A 13413-nucleotide genomic window follows, 5' to 3' on the forward strand; every position below is an offset into this window, starting at 1 on the left:
CGGCGGGGGCCGCCGGGCGACCGCGCCCGCTGGGCACTCAGACGGCCGGCGTCTCCGGCCTGCACGGCACCGGCCTCCGACGGCACGGACCAGTTGTTCCAGTGCCAGTCGAAGTACTCCGCGCTCTCGGGCGTGTGAGCGGTGCACCGCCTGCCCTCGAGGGTCTTCGCCACCACGAGGAGGTCGGTGCAGGCCGCGCCCTTCTCCGACACCTCCACGACCCCTTCCGAGGACACCCGGATGAAGCCGTCCTCGAACAGGGCGTCGCAGCCGAGCACACAGGCGGCCATCACGTTCGCCAGGTGGGAGCGCTGCTCGAGGTTGCTCTGCGACCTCTTCCGCACGTGCGCCGCGCGAACGAGCCCCTGGGGCAGCTCCCGTCCACAGAGGTCACAGCGGATGGAGCTCCTGCCGTTGAACTTCTCGCGCCGAAGCCGGGCCTGCTCGCGGCGGGCGAGCGCGACCACGGGGCGGTCCAGGTTGTCGCCCAACTCCAGGTAGCGGTCCTGGTTCTGCGGCGAGCTCGGGCCGTGCCAGCCGACGACGGGCGCCGTCGCTCCGGGCGCGCCCGGCTGGTGCTCGATGGAGTCGACCAGCCTGGTCATCACCTCGGGGTCGGCCACCGGGACCGGGGCCCCCTGCTTGTTCGCGGAGAGCCGGAAGGCCTCCATCGCCGCATCGCCGAGCTGCCCTCCGGCGACGGTGGCCTCGAGGTCCAGGATGTTCAGGCGAACGCGCACCGGGTAGCGGTCGTCTGGCCAGACCTCGGCCTCGTCCTGGTACACGGCTCCGGTGACCTGGGCGACGGCCAGCTCGCGCAGGACCGCATCGGCCCACTGGCCCTGGGGGACACGGGCGTTCGGCCCCCGGTGGCCGAACAGGACGTAGTCACCCGGCTTCAGCCCGGCCAACACCTGTGGAGTTTCGGCCTTTGCCGCGGTGTCGTGCTTCCAACCCCATATGGACTCGCGCAGGCCGATCTGGAAGTTCCGCTTCGAAGCGGCTGGGACGTACACGGCAACGACGGACACGTCGTGCATCCTCCTCGGTTCGACTCCCTGCCGCGTGGGCCGGGGAGTTGCTTGGTTCGGACGGGCGGTGCCGCGTGTCCCGCGGTGGTGGGAGAAGACGGCACAGTGCCTGTCTATCAGACGGCACTGACAGACAGGCCCGGCCTACTGTCCGGCGGCCGTCTTCATGTAGGCGGTCCAGATCCGGGCCGGCACGGTGGCGTCGGAGGTGTCCGGGGTGGCGCCGCCCAGGCCTTCGAGGGAGAGGAGCTTCATGTCCTTCAGGTCCGCGCGGAACACGGTGACCGCCGTCGACAGCTGCCCGTTGTAGCCGACGAACCAGCCCGCCGTGCGGTCCGCGGTGGTGCCGGGTTTGGCGGCCAGGTTCGGGCCGGCCTCCGCCGCCGGCTTGGCGGCCCCGTCGCGGACGGAGCCCTTGAGTGCCGCGTCCACCTCGCCCGCGACCGCCGGGGTGAGTGCCTGGGTGGCGGCGGGCAGGCGCAGGGGGAGCTGGACGCCGTTGCGGGAGATCCTGAGCACCGAGTACGGGTCGGTGTGGGAGCCGCCGGCCGCGAAGGCGGCGTACGCGTCGGCGGTGCGCAGGGCGCTGGGGGTGGAGTTGCCGACGCCGAGGGCCGGGACGAGTTCGCCGAGGCTGTTGGGGAGCAGGCCGAGGTCGGTGGCGGTCTTCTGCACCTTGTCCAGGCCGACGTCCATGCCGAGCTGCATCAGCGGCCCGTTGACGGACTGTTCGACCGCGTTCCGCAGGGTGACGCTGCCCCAGTTCCGCTTGCCGTCGTTGGCGGTCTTGACGATCTTCCCGTCCCGTCCCCAGTACGGCCCTTCCGGGGTCATCACGTTCACCCCGTCGTCGCCGTTGTAGGTGGTGGTGGGCGCGACCGGGGTGCGGTCTCCGCCGCGCCGGCGCTGCACTCCCTCGCCGAGCCCGGCGGCGTACACCACCGGGGTGAAGGCCGAACCGATCGGCACCGTCGTGGTGTTGGCGTTGTTGAAGCCCTGCTTCAGGTAGTCGGGGCCGCCGTAGAGCGCGACGACCCGGCCGTCCGGGGCCAGCGAGGCGGCGCCGACCTTCAGGAGCTTGTCGGACTCCCGGTTGTCCGGGTCGATCCCCGCGGTGCCCTGCTGGACGGCGGCGACCAGGGCGTCGACCTTCGGCTTCTCGAAGGTGGTGCGGATCTGGTAGCCGCCGAGGTCGAACTGGGCCGGGGTGATGTCGCTGTGGCTCTCCACGTAGGCGCGGGCCGTGTCCACCAGGTACCCGATCTGGCCGCTCAGCCCCGCCGACTTCGGCTGCGGCTTGGGCTCGGGGAACACCGTGTACCGGGCGCGCTCGGCGGCGGACAGCTTGCCCACCTCCACCATCCGGTCCAGGATCCAGGACCAGCGCTCCTCGGCCCGTTCCCGGTTCCCCGCGCTGATCGCCGGGTCGTACTGCCCGGCGCCCTTCAACAGGGCGGCCAGGAAGGCGCCTTCGCTCGGGTCGAGCTGGGAGACGTCCTTGCCGTAGTAGGCGGCCGCGGCGCGCTCGATGCCGTAACTGCCGCGCCCGAACCAGCTGGTGTTCAGGTAGCCGGCCAGGATGTCCTGCTTGCTCATCCGGTCGTCCAGCTTGATCGCGATGGCGATCTCGCTGAGTTTGCGGGACATGTCCTGACGCTGGTTCAGGTAGATGTTCTTGACGTACTGCTGGGTGATGGTGGAGCCGCCCTGGGTGTCGCCGCCGGTGACCATCTGGACGACGGCACGGCCGATGCCGGTCACGGAGATGCCCGGGTCGGTGTAGAAGGTCTCGTTCTCGGCGGCCAGCACCGCCCACTGCACCGGCTCCGGCACCTGGGCGAGCGGCACCTCCTGCCGGTTGGTCGGGCCGATCCGCGCCATCTCGGTGCCGTCCGCCCAGTAGTAGACGTTGTTCTGCTGGGTGGCGAAGGAGTTGAGGTCCTCCGGGACGGCGGTGTTCGTGTAGAACCAGGCCAGCCAGCCCGTCAGCGCCGCCGCCCCGGTCCCGGCCACCAGCACCTGCTGCCGCCAGGAGGGGAGCCAGCGGCGGACTCCGCGCCGTCCGCGGCGCGGGTAGTCGATCCGCAGGAACCGGCGCAGGGGTGAACGCGGGGAGGCACCCGGCTCCGGGGACCGGCACGGGTCCGTCGACCGGCTCGGGGACGGGCTCGGGGAGGGGTCCGGGGACGGGCTCGGGGACGGGCGCCGCCCCCGGAGCGGGCGCCACGCCCGTAACGGCCTCCGACGCGGTGGGAAGCGCCACCGTCGCCGCCCGGGCTTCTCCTCTTCGGCGGCGCTGTCTTGCTGGGCACGCACAGTCCGGTCTCCGATTCGCTCGTGGGCGTGATCCTCCGTACACATAGACGCGGTGGGAACATCAGTACGTATGCCTCGCCTTGGTGTGATCATGGTCATACTCGGTGCGGTGAACCGGGGCGCCCGGTCCACGGACGGCGGGCGGACGGCAGGTGGACGGACGGCCGACGGCCGACCCGCGCGGGCACCGGTCCGCGACAGCCCCGGCCTACCGCCAGAATGACGCCATGAGGATGATCCAGACCGCCCTCGGCGCGACGCTGCTCCTGCTGATCGTCGGCAGCATCCTGCGCACGCTGGTCGTTCCGCGCGGGCTCTACTCGTCGCTGGTGATGCGGCTCTGGCGGATGCTGCGCGGGCTGCTGCGGCTGGCCGCCGGGCCGGGCCGCGGCTACCACGCGCAGGACCGGGCGCTCACCTGGCTTGCGCCGCTGGTGCTGCTGGGCATGCTCGGGGTGTGGCTCAGCTGCATGCTGACCGCCTACACCCTGCTGCTGCACGGCACCTCGGAGCTCAGCTGGTCGGTGGCCGTGCGCGAGGCCGGGTCCAGTCTGTTCACCCTCGGCTTCGCCAGCGGCGACCGGCTGCACCTCTCCGCGATCGACTTCCTGGCCGCCGCCAGCGGCCCGCTGGTGATCGCCCTCCAGATCTCCTACCTGCCGACCCTCTACGCCGCCTACCAGCGCCGCGAGACCGAGGTGACGCTGCTGCAGTCCCGGGCCGGCGAGCCCGCCTGGGGCCCCGAGCTGCTGGCCCGCCAGTCCCTGGTGGACACCGAGACCGCGCTCCCCCAGCTCTACCGGGACTGGGAGCGGCTGGCCGCCGACATCGGCGAGAGCCACTCCAACTACCCGGTGCTGCTCTCCTTCCGCTCCCCGCAGCCCAACCGCAGCTGGGTGGTCGGACTGATCGCCGTGATGGACGCCGCCGCCCTGCACCTGGCGCTCTGCCCGCGTTCGGCCCCGCCCGAGGCCCGGCTGGTGCTCCGGGCCGGCTTCACCGCACTGCGCGACATCGCCCGCTCGCTACGGATCGACTTCGACACGGACCCGGACCCGGACGTCCCGATCCGGCTGACCTACGCCGAGTACCTGGGCGCCGTCGCGATGATCACCGCGGCCGGTTTCCCGCGTGAGCGCCCGGTCGAGGAGGCCTGGGCGCACTTCCACGGCTGGCGGGTCAACTACGAGGCCCTGGCGTACGAACTGGCCCGCCGCAGCGACGCCGTCCCCGCGCTGTGGACCGGCCCGCGCGACTTCCGCGCCCCGGTCATCCCGCCGGCCCGCCCCGCCGACCGCCGGCCGTCCTCGGCCCCGCCGCCGGCCGGGCCGTCGCTGCCGCCGGTGCCGCCGGTCTGAGCGGTCCACTGCGCGCCGACGCCTCCTGGATCGAGGGCCTCTCCCTCGTCGCCGCCGACGAGCACGGCACCGCCGTCGGCCACGCCCTGCTGACCCGCTGCCACATCGGCGACGTCCCGGACGAGGCGCTGATGGCCCTCTCCCTGGACACCCGACCACCCGCTGCCCGCGGGCACCGTCCGCTACGCCGCGCCGTTCGGCATCTGACGGACGACGCCGGGCGGGGCACCCACGTGCCCCGCCCGGCGCCTTTCCGAACCATCGGTCCCTACCCGGCGTCCGTCCGAACCGCCAGTCCCTACCCGGCGTCCTTCCGAACCGCCGGTCCCTACCCGGGCCCGGCCGCGTCGACCGCTCAGACCTCCACCGGGCCGCCGCTCGCCAGCGAACGCTCGGCGCCGACCAGGATCTCCACCACCCGCAGCCCGAAGTCCGCCCCGCAGGGGTGCGGCTCGCCGGAGGCGGCCGAGGCCCGCAGCGCGTCCAGCGCCCGGTGCAGGGCCGCGACCGGGCCCTCGCCGCGCGGGGGCAGCTGCACCACGCCGTGCTCACCGCGCAGCTCCATGCCCGTCCCGCCCGCCGCGAGCGGCGCGGTCAGGCTGAGCGCGAGCGTGCTGGAGGCGCCGCCGGCGTGCCGCACCACCAGGTGCACGGTGTCCAGCGGGCCGGCCGCCGCCGTCACCTGGGTCGCGTCGCCCAGTACCGGCAGCAGCACGGACAGCGCGTGCGGGCCGACGTCCCACAGCGCGCCCTTCTCCACCCGCCACGGCGAGGCCGCGTACGGGCTGGTGCTGCCGGGCGCGAACACCGAGCCGAGCCAGTCCGAGCGGCCGGTGAACCAGCCGCCCAGCTCCGCCTGCCGCTCGATCCACGGGATCTGCTCGCCGCCGAAGCGCACGGTGAAGAAGACCACCGAGGCGACCTTGTGCTCGCGCACCGCCTCGGCCACGGCCCGGGCGTCCGGCACGGTCAGCGCGACCGGCTTGTCCAGCAGCAGGTGGCAGCCGGCCTCGGCGGCCCGGACCGCGAGACCCGCCTGCACGGTCGGGGGCAGCGCGATGGAGACCGCGTCCACCTCGGCCAGCAGCCGGTCGAGGTCCGCGTACCCGGGCACGCCGTGCGCGGCGCCCAGCGCCTCGGCCGCCTCCGGTCGGCGGCCCCAGACGCCGGTGAACTCCAGCCCGGGGTGCTCGGCCAGGACGGGCGCGTGCACCCGCTCCGCCCAGGGGCCGGTTCCCAGCAGTCCGATCCGCACGATGTCTCCGTTCTCCGGTCAGCGCGGGTGAGCGCGCGTGGTACAGGTGGGTGTGAGTGGTACAGGTGGGCGCGAACGGGCGCCGGTGATACGGGTGGGCCCGCGGACGCCCTGGCGGCGCGGGTCTCGGCCCTGGACTTTCAGCCCCGGACTTTCAGCTCCGGACTTTCAGCTCCGGACGCGGGCCAGGGTGAAGCCGTCGTAGCCCTTGCTGCCGACCGTCTGCACCGAGGTCGCGGTGACGCTCGGCTCGGCCGCGATCAGGTCGTGCAGCGCCCGGGTGCCGACCACCGCCGGGTCGGTGCCGGCCGGGTCGGCGACCGCGCCGCCGCGCACCACGTTGTCGACGATGATCAGCGAGCCCGGCCGGGTCAGTTGGAGCGCCCGGCGGAAGTACTCCGGGTTGCTCGGCTTGTCGGCGTCGATGAAGACCAGGTCGAAGGGGTCCGCGCGCTGCTCCACCAGTTCGGCCAGCGAGTCCGCGGCCCGGCCCACCCGCACCTCGGCGACCCCGGCCAGGCCGGCGGCCGCCAGGTTGCCCCGGGCGACCTCGGCGTGCCGGGGGTCCAGCTCCAGGGTGATCAGGGTGCCGTCCGCGGGCAGCGCCCGGGCCAGCCAGATGGCGCTGTAGCCGCCGAGCGTGCCGATCTCCAGGATCCGCTTCGCGCCCTGGGTCAGCGCCAGCAGGTGCAGCAGCTTGCCCTGGTTGGGGGCCACCGCGATGTTCGGCAGCCCGGCCGCGCGGGCGGCGGCCGTGGCCTGCTCCAGCACCGGGTCGTGTCCGACCAGCCGCTCGGAGAAGTAGGCGTCCACGGCGTCCCAGGTCGGCTGCGAAGACATCGGGCCCTCCGGAGTGCAAGATCGGCAGTACCCGACCGATGCTACTCCGAGGGCCCGAGGGCACCACGACGGTGGTGGTGGACGACCGGTCCGGGACCGGTCGGACGATCGACCGGCGCCTCGGCCGGAGGCCGACCGGGGGGCCGGCCGGCGGGGTGGTGTCAGTCGGCGACCGGCTCCTTCGCCGCGGCGGCGGCCTTGGCCGCCTCCTCCGCCTCGATCCTGGCGTGCGTCTTGGCGGCGCGGCGCTTCATGATCCAGGCCGACAGCAGGCCGATCACCAGCGCCGCCCCCAGGCCCGCCCACGAGAACCGGGCCAGCCAGGGCTCGATGCTCTTGCCGACCTTGTAGACCAGCAGCGTCGTACCGCCGGCCCAGACCACGCCGCCCAGCACGTTGGCGATCAGGAACTTCCAGTACGGCATCTTCAGCGCGCCCGCGAGCGGACCGGCGAAGATGCGCAGCAGGGCGATGAAGCGGCCGAAGAAGACCGCCCACATGCCCCACTTCTGGAACGAGCGCTCGGCGGTGGCCAGGTGGGAGGGCCCGAAGTGCTTGGGGAACTTGCGCCCCAGCTTCTCGAAGAGCGGCTTGCCCCCCTTGCGCCCGATCGAGTAGCCGATCGAGTCGCCGATGATCGCACCGGCGATCGCGCAGATGGCGACGCCCCACGGGCTCACCACACCCTTGACCGCCATGAGGGACGCCGTGACCAGGGCGATCTCGCCGGGCAGCGGAATGCCCAGCGACTCCAGCCCGATGATCAGACCGACAACGGCGTACACCGCCGTCGGCGGAATCCCCTCGATCCAGGCGTCGATGTGCAAGGCCAGTCCCTCCGTGACAGGACGGGACAGGCCGCCCTCCCCCTGGAGCAGCGTGCCCGTCCCGGCAAATTCGTCCGATGGCGGCACCCAGGCCGCTCCCCCAGAGCGAGCCTAACGTGCCGGGCGGCCTGTCCCCCCGGCCGATCACCCGTGGTTACGACGTACGCCCCGACACCATGGTTCCAGGTTGACCAGCGTTTCTTCAAGATTAGGCAAAACGCAGCGCGACCACGGACGGGCGCTGCTTGATCCGGCGCACGAGCGGCAGCAGGGTGCTCAGCGGCGGGCGTCCGCCCTCCGGGTACACCTCCCGCACGTCGACGACCCCCGGGTGCGCGGTGGCCAGCAGACCGCACTCGTCCGCGTCCATCCCGAACGGCATCGGCGGCGCCTGGTAGTACCGGTCCCGCAGCTTGCCCTCGACGGCCCGCCGGCTGAACCAGCGCGGCACCGCGTCCAGCACCATGGCCCCGCCGGGGAAGCGCTCGGCGCAGGCCGCGATCAGGCCGCGGACCTCCTGCGGCCGCAGGTACATCAGCACCCCCTCGGCGCTGATCAGCACCCCGTTCGCCGGGTCCACCCCGTCCATCCAGCCCGGGTCGGTGACCGAGTGGGCGACGATCCGGTGCCGCTCGTCCGGCGGCAGCAGCTGCCGACGCAGCGCGGCGGTCTCCGCCAGGTCCACCGACAGCCAGTTCGCCCGGCCGTTGTCGACCCGCCAGGCCTGGGTCTCCAGGCCGTCCCCGAGCCCGACCACGGTGCCGCGCGGGCAGCGGGTCAGGAAGTCGGACACCTCGCGGTCGAAGCAGGCCGCCCGCAGCGCCTGGAGCTGGCTCACCAAGGCGTTCTCCCCGAACCGCGTCGCGAACGGGTAGTCGATCCGGCCCACCAGCTCGACCGCCTTCGGGTCCGGCAGCACGGTGTCCGGCCGTCGCGCCTCCACCGCCCGGTGCCACAGCGTCCACAGCGCCGTCTCCGACACCTGTCCCAGCTCCGGCCGCACCCCGCCACTCATCGCTCGCTCCTTCGGACCTGGTCCCGTCGCGTCTCCGCCGTGGTCCCGCCACGTTCCGGCCGGTGTTCCGGCCGTGTTCCCGTCATGGGCATGAACCCGCCGATTCTGACACCCCGTCCGTCCCTCCCGTCCCGTCGACGCGCCGACGCGCCGACGCACCGGCGCACCGGCGCACCGGACCGGGACGGGAGGGTCGAGGCCCGGGTACGGTCCGCCTCCGTTGCTCAACCTCGTCGGCCCGGGCGAACAGCCGGGAGCGGGCGCCGGAGCGACCGGCGGCGGCCCGGGCAGGGTGGGCGGCGCGGGCAGGGTGGGCGGTCCGCGGGATAGCCCCCGGCAGCCACCGGTCCACCGTGGAGGCCGAGTTGTTCCACGCGGGGTACCGGCCGCGGAGCGGGCCCGGCCGCTGAAGGGGCGGCCGTACGGCTGGCAGCCGAGGTCCCGGCAGAGCATGATTGAATCATGTTCAGCTCGAAGCCAAACAGGAACCGGCATGAGCTACAAACCGATTGAGAGTTACGGGCTGATCGGGGACATGCACACGGCGGCCCTGGTCGGTACGGACGGTTCCATCGACTGGTGCTGCCTTCCCAGATTCGATTCACCGAGCGTGTTCGCCCGCCTGGTCGACGACCGGCGGGGAGGATATTTCAAAATATCGCCGACACTGCCGGGGCGCCGCCAGCAGATGTACATGCCCGACACCGCCGTCCTGATCACGCGTTTCCTGAGCACGGAAGGCGTGGGCGAATTGGTCGACTTCATGCCGGTCAAACGCTCGGATTCCGACGTGAAGTCTCATCAGATCGTCCGCATCGCCAAGGCGGTGCGTGGCAGCATGTCCTTCCGTCTCGATTGTCTGCCGGCCTTCGATTTCGCCCGAAAGGGACATGAAATCACCCAGGAGGGACGCGGAGCCGTTTTCCACGGCGGCGATTTCTCCATCGCCCTCACCAGCAGGTTCCCGCTCGCCACCGTGGACGACGGGGTCTGCGTCGAGTTCACCCTGCACGAGGGCGAGGAGGCCACCTTCCTCCTGCGCCAGGTGGAGGGCGCCGGCGGTGCGGGCGACCTGCTCGAAGCGCGGCTGACGGGGCAGGACCTCCTGCACCGCACCATCGACTACTGGAAGGCCTGGCTCGGCCAGTGCACCTACACCGGCCGGTGGCGGGAGATGGTGTGGCGCTCCGCCCTCACCTTGAAGCTCCTGACGCACGACCCGACCGGCGCGATCGTCGCGGCCCCGACCACCAGCATTCCCGAGGAGGTGGGAGGGGACCGGAACTGGGACTACCGCTTCACCTGGATACGGGACGCGGCCCTGACCCTCTCGGCGTTCATGCAACTCGGGTTCACCGAGGAGACCATCCGTTTCATGGGGTGGCTGGAGGAACGCGCGAAGGAGACCGGGGAGGGAAGTCCGCTGAAACTCATGTACCGGGTGGACGGGAGTTCCCGGCTCGACGAAATCGTCCTCGACCACCTTCAGGGATACCGGGATTCGCGGCCGGTGCGCATCGGGAACGGGGCGTCGCAGCAGCTCCAGCTGGACATCTACGGCGAGTTGCTCACGGCGATCGAGATCTTCGACGCACGTGTCTGCCACATCTCCTACGATCTGTGGCGACACCTTGAACGCATGGCCGAGTGGGTCGCGTCCAACTGGCACCGGCCTGACGAAGGAATATGGGAGATCCGGGGCCGGAAGCAGCACTTCGTCCATTCGAAGCTGCAGTGCTGGGCGGCCCTGGACCGGACCTTGCGGATTTCCACGCGCCGCGGTTTCCCGCTGGACAGCGGTCGCATGACGGCCGCTCGCGACGAGATCTTCAGGACGATCATGCGGGAGGGCTACGACGCCGAACGCGGCACCTTCGTGCAGTGCTTCGGGGCGAGCGCCCTGGACGCCAGCATCCTCACCATGCCGATGGTCGGCTTCATTTCACCGAAGGACCCGAGAATGCTGGGCACCCTGAGCAGGATCGTGGAGGACCTCTCGTCGGACAGCCTGGTGTACCGGTACGAGGTGAGCACGGCCGCGGGTGACGGCCTTCAGGGGAACGAAGGGACGTTCAACATCTGCACGTTCTGGCTCGTCGAAGCGATGGCTCTCGCCGGCCAGGTCGAACAGGCGAGGTTCCTGTTCGAGAAGATGCTCACCCACGCCAATCACCTCGGCCTCTTCGCGGAGGAGACCTCGGAAACCGGAGAGGGCGCCGGCAACTATCCACAGGCACTCACCCACCTGAGTCTGATCAGCGCCGCCTGCACCCTCGACCGGGCCCTGGGCGGAGGCACGGTATGAACGGGGACGAGCGTTCGGGGAGCGGCGAGTACCTGGGCCGGCCGACCGCATCCTGGGCAGCCCTCGCCCGGAGCGACGATCCGACCGAACGTCGGCTGGGCGTGTACGCGTTGGGAGAGACCGGTTCGGCCGACGCGGTGCCCCTGCTGGAGGCGGCACTGGACGACCCGCTCAGCTTCGTCCGGGTGTGGGCGGCGGCGGCTCTCGCGAGGGCGGATCCCGAACGGGAGGAGGACGTCGTCCGCGCCCTTTCGGCGGAGAGCTCAGACCCCGCCGGCTTCGTTCGCAGCCTGGTGGCCTGGTCCCTGGGCCGCCTCGACTATCAGCGGGCGGACAGCTCGGCAGCCGTTCGGACCCTTCGGCTCCTGCTCGACGATCCGGATGCCAGCGTCCGCGCCGAGGCCGAGCTCGCCCTGCACCATCTCGTCCGAAGTGCCGGCCGAGCGGATTCGGCCGACTGACGGCCGCCCGTCCCCGTCGCCCCGGGAACACCGAACCGGCCCGAACCGAACCGGCCAGGCCCACCGGCTCTGGCTTTGCGGAGGATTTCCGCAACAATGGTGATGGCAGGTTCATTTCGCACGACGACGAAACGGAACCGCCATCCGGCACCCGAGCCGCGCGGCGGATCGCAGGGCCTGCGATCCAGCGAAACGAGCACGGTGGCGGGCTATTGACCGGGCACTCGTACGCCCGGATCCTGCGGGGTGCCGAAATCCTTGCAGGGAGGCTTCGACATGAAATTTGACCAGCCATGCGTCCTGGTGGTGGACGACGATCCCGTCAACCGGATGCTCCTCACCAGGCTCGTCGAAATGGAAGGGTATCTGGCGATCACCGCGGAGGACGGCCAGGCGGCCTGCGACCTCCTGTCGACGAAAGACGTGGATGCCGTTCTGCTGGACATCGAAATGCCCGGGATGGACGGTTTCAGCGTGCTGGAGCACGTCCAGAAGGACGTCGCGACGCGCGATATTCCGGTCATCATGATTTCGGGGGTCGAAGACATGGACAGCATCGTCAAGGCGATCAGCCTCGGTGCGGCCGACTACATTCCGAAACCGGCCAACAAGGTCCTTCTTCGCGCGCGCATCGACGCGAGCCTCAACCGGAAGCGGCTGCACGACCTGGAGCAGGACCGGATCCGCGGGATGTTCGCCCGGTTCATCCCCCCGCCCATCGTCGACAAGGTCCTCCTGCAGGTCGACGAGGACCTCAGGCTGAAGGGGGAGAAGCGCACCGCGACGATCATGTTCGCCGACCTCCGCGGCTTCACCTCCTGGGCCGAGGACAGCGCTCCGGACCTGGTCATCAGCACCCTCAACCAGTACCTCGGCTCGATGAGCGACGTCATTCTCGACCACGGCGGAACCCTGGTGTCCTATCTGGGCGACGGGATCATGGCCGCCTTCGGGGCACCGATCGAGCAGGAGTTCCACGCCGACCTCGCCCTGGCGGCGGCCAGGACGATGGACCGGGACGCCCTGCCCGCCTTCAACGCGTGGCTGCGGCAGGAAGGACTGGGCACGGGGTTCCGCATCGGGATCGGCCTGAACAGCGGGCCGGTGATGTCCGGCACGGTCGGGTCCGCCCGCCGCCTGGAGTACGCGGCGGTCGGCGACACCACGAACACGGCCTCGCGTCTCGAACAGATGACGAAGGAGGCCTCGCACGCGATTCTGCTGTCCGGCGAGACCTACTCGATGCTGAGCAGCCCTCCGGACGACCTCGTCTTCGTCGGGGACCTGCCGCTCCGCGGGAAGCGGTCGACCGTCGGGGTCTGGGGCTGCCGCCGGAAAGAGGATTTCGGGCAGGACTCCTGAGGCACGGCGCCCCAGAACGGCCACCGGATGACAGAAGGAGAACACCTCCCCCCCCTGGCCCACCGCGAGCAACACCGAATGATCGTGTATTTTTCATCCATAAAACTTTCCATCCACCCCGGGCTCGCAAGTTCTTGCACCGACAGATCAGGCGTGCTGTACTTGTGACATATCGAGCAGTTTCCGCAGATTTGGTGCGTCAACAGAACGCAAAATCATGACCGAGGGTATCCACCGAGCCCGACCGGGCCCGGGAAACCCGGTCGGAGAACCTGGAACGATAACTCTTCGCAATCACTCGCCCTTGTCGGTCCAACATCCAGGATGGCCACAGAATGTCCATGCGAATTCATGTCACAGATTCCGGCGGAGCCGAGCGCGACGTCGTCCTGGAAGGGCGGCCGGAGATCCTGCCCAGCGCCTCGTCGGATCATTCGACGGCCATGTCCGGCGCCCAGGTGGTCGTGACCCGTTACGGGCAGCACCACCACTTCGAGCAGAACGGCGGAACCGAGTACGTGGACGGCCGGCTGCTGCCGGTGTTCAGCTGGACCTACAGCACGTCGATAGCCGAGTAGCACACCGACCGTCACACCGCGGCCGCGCGCCCGGGATCGACCCGTGCGGCATCCGTCGACCGCGG

The 13413-nt window shown here is 70.9% G+C and carries 11 protein-coding genes and 1 pseudogene; 6 read left to right on the forward strand and 6 right to left on the reverse strand.

Features of this window, described 5'->3' with window-relative positions:
• The coding region (locus ACFWJ4_RS16010; protein WP_380544075.1) for a hypothetical protein at nt 1-1031 on the reverse strand (1031 nt) is incomplete at its 3' end.
• A gap of 144 nt (nt 1032-1175) precedes the next feature.
• On the reverse strand, nt 1176-3044 hold the full coding sequence (locus tag ACFWJ4_RS16015; RefSeq protein WP_380544078.1) for a transglycosylase domain-containing protein: 1869 nt from the start codon (nt 3042-3044) through the stop codon (nt 1176-1178).
• A 530-nt stretch (nt 3045-3574) separates the two neighbouring features.
• Here ACFWJ4_RS16015 and ACFWJ4_RS16020 point away from each other — a divergent pair.
• Both ACFWJ4_RS16020 and ACFWJ4_RS16025 read left to right on the forward strand, forming a co-directional pair.
• Nucleotides 3575-4705 carry a hypothetical protein gene (locus ACFWJ4_RS16020; protein ID WP_380544081.1) on the forward strand — a complete coding sequence of 377 codons (1131 nt, stop codon included), beginning with the start codon at nt 3575-3577 and terminating at the stop codon, nt 4703-4705.
• Nucleotides 4696-4912: pseudogene (locus ACFWJ4_RS16025) on the forward strand (GNAT family N-acetyltransferase); the annotation flags it as partial. The gene ACFWJ4_RS16020 and the pseudogene ACFWJ4_RS16025, both read left to right, overlap by 10 nt.
• 148 nt (nt 4913-5060) lie before the next feature.
• On the opposite strand, the gene ACFWJ4_RS16030 reads toward ACFWJ4_RS16025, so the two are convergent.
• The 4 genes from ACFWJ4_RS16030 to ACFWJ4_RS16045 form a co-directional block, all read right to left on the reverse strand.
• Nucleotides 5061-5960, reverse strand: a complete 900-nt coding sequence (locus ACFWJ4_RS16030; RefSeq protein WP_359901043.1) for a Gfo/Idh/MocA family oxidoreductase — start codon at nt 5958-5960, stop codon at nt 5061-5063.
• A gap of 168 nt (nt 5961-6128) precedes the next feature.
• Nucleotides 6129-6800, reverse strand: a complete 672-nt coding sequence (locus ACFWJ4_RS16035) for an O-methyltransferase (RefSeq protein ID WP_380544084.1) — start codon at nt 6798-6800, stop codon at nt 6129-6131.
• Between the two features lie 161 nt (nt 6801-6961).
• A complete protein-coding gene (locus tag ACFWJ4_RS16040) occupies nt 6962-7627 on the reverse strand; it encodes a DedA family protein (protein ID WP_380544087.1) in 666 nt (221 codons plus the stop codon).
• A 208-nt stretch (nt 7628-7835) separates the two neighbouring features.
• A complete protein-coding gene (locus tag ACFWJ4_RS16045; protein WP_380544090.1) occupies nt 7836-8642 on the reverse strand; it encodes a class I SAM-dependent methyltransferase in 807 nt (268 codons plus the stop codon).
• Between the two features lie 493 nt (nt 8643-9135).
• Between ACFWJ4_RS16045 and ACFWJ4_RS16050 the strand changes: the two genes are divergently transcribed.
• The 4 genes from ACFWJ4_RS16050 (at nt 9136) to ACFWJ4_RS16065 (ending at nt 13348) form a co-directional block, all read left to right on the forward strand.
• Nucleotides 9136-10947 (forward strand): glycoside hydrolase family 15 protein, encoded by a 1812-nt coding sequence (locus ACFWJ4_RS16050; RefSeq protein WP_380544093.1) that lies wholly within the window; start codon nt 9136-9138, stop codon nt 10945-10947.
• Nucleotides 10944-11408 (forward strand): HEAT repeat domain-containing protein, encoded by a 465-nt coding sequence (locus ACFWJ4_RS16055; RefSeq protein ID WP_380544096.1) that lies wholly within the window; start codon nt 10944-10946, stop codon nt 11406-11408. Before ACFWJ4_RS16050 ends, ACFWJ4_RS16055 begins: the two co-directional genes overlap by 4 nt.
• A 276-nt stretch (nt 11409-11684) precedes the next feature.
• Nucleotides 11685-12770: a response regulator gene (locus ACFWJ4_RS16060; protein WP_380544099.1), complete on the forward strand. Its 1086-nt coding sequence runs from the start codon at nt 11685-11687 to the stop codon at nt 12768-12770.
• A gap of 341 nt (nt 12771-13111) precedes the next feature.
• Nucleotides 13112-13348, forward strand: coding sequence for a DUF5988 family protein (locus ACFWJ4_RS16065; RefSeq protein ID WP_380544102.1), 237 nt, complete (start codon nt 13112-13114; stop codon nt 13346-13348).
• Nucleotides 13349-13413 lie beyond the last annotated feature (65 nt).

Source organism: Kitasatospora sp. NPDC127067, assembly GCF_042724755.1.
Taxonomy (GTDB): Bacteria; Actinomycetota; Actinomycetes; order Streptomycetales; family Streptomycetaceae; genus Kitasatospora; species Kitasatospora lactacystinica.

Bases quoted from the DNA above. Each gene is read 5' to 3' on its own strand.
- ACFWJ4_RS16050 (WP_380544093.1), top strand. From the start codon at position 9,136: ATGAGCTACAAACCGATTGAGAGTTACGGGCTGATCGGGGACATGCAC.
- ACFWJ4_RS16060 (WP_380544099.1), top strand. From the start codon at position 11,685: ATGAAATTTGACCAGCCATGCGTCCTGGTGGTGGACGACGATCCCGTC.
- ACFWJ4_RS16020 (WP_380544081.1), top strand. From the start codon at position 3,575: ATGAGGATGATCCAGACCGCCCTCGGCGCGACGCTGCTCCTGCTGATC.
- ACFWJ4_RS16055 (WP_380544096.1), top strand. From the start codon at position 10,944: ATGAACGGGGACGAGCGTTCGGGGAGCGGCGAGTACCTGGGCCGGCCG.
- ACFWJ4_RS16045 (WP_380544090.1), bottom strand. From the start codon at position 8,642: ATGAGTGGCGGGGTGCGGCCGGAGCTGGGACAGGTGTCGGAGACGGCG.
- ACFWJ4_RS16065 (WP_380544102.1), top strand. From the start codon at position 13,112: ATGCGAATTCATGTCACAGATTCCGGCGGAGCCGAGCGCGACGTCGTC.
- ACFWJ4_RS16035 (WP_380544084.1), bottom strand. From the start codon at position 6,800: ATGTCTTCGCAGCCGACCTGGGACGCCGTGGACGCCTACTTCTCCGAG.